The organism is Aminobacter sp. P4_D5 (assembly GCF_056401815.1).
On the sequence record NZ_JBFUIP010001466.1, the window covers coordinates 1 to 506 of the forward strand.

General features: G+C 61.1%; 1 protein-coding gene. It reads left to right on the plus strand.

Features of this window, described 5'->3' with window-relative positions; translation table 11 throughout:
* Positions 1-200 precede the first annotated feature (200 nt).
* The gene (locus AC1DWF_RS38990; RefSeq protein ID WP_476843731.1) at positions 201-449 is read left to right on the plus strand and encodes a dioxygenase; all 249 of its coding nucleotides are present in this window, start codon (positions 201-203) and stop codon (positions 447-449) included.
* Positions 450-506: the final 57 nt, after the last annotated feature.

Genomic DNA, 506 nt, shown 5'->3' on the forward strand with positions numbered 1-506 from the left:
GGGTGGTGGTGCGCGAACGATACTGGGGCATGAGGGCAAAGTCCTGTGGTGCGGCGTTCTTGGATTAGCTGGGTATTATAGGGGTTTGGGACCGTCAGGGCTATCCGGCGGCCTCCCTGGCACAGGGACGGGTGACATCCGCGACATGCACCGCCGCCCGTGCCGTGGCAAAATGCGCCCGCCAGACAGAGGAGCCGCCCATGCGCGACCTGAACGAGGACAGCATCACTGCCGCCGTGCTCGAGCGCTTCGACGAGACGCCCGACCCTCGCCTGCACCAGATCCTGCAAAGCCTGGTCCGCCACCTGCATGGCTTCGTGCGCGACGTGGAGCCCAGCTTCGCCGAATGGGAGCAGGCCATCGGCTTCCTGACCGCCGTCGGCCATATGTGCGACGACAAGCGGCAGGAGTTCATCCTGAACTCGAATGTGGTTCACGCAACCTATTGATTCAACAAAAATGAGCCATTTAGAGCTACTTATGAATCCCTTATGTCACACAGAGTG

What these genes read in the sequence shown, in the direction of transcription:
- AC1DWF_RS38990 (WP_476843731.1), top strand. Translation starts at nt 201, where the DNA reads ATGCGCGACCTGAACGAGGACAGCATCACTGCCGCCGTGCTCGAGCGC.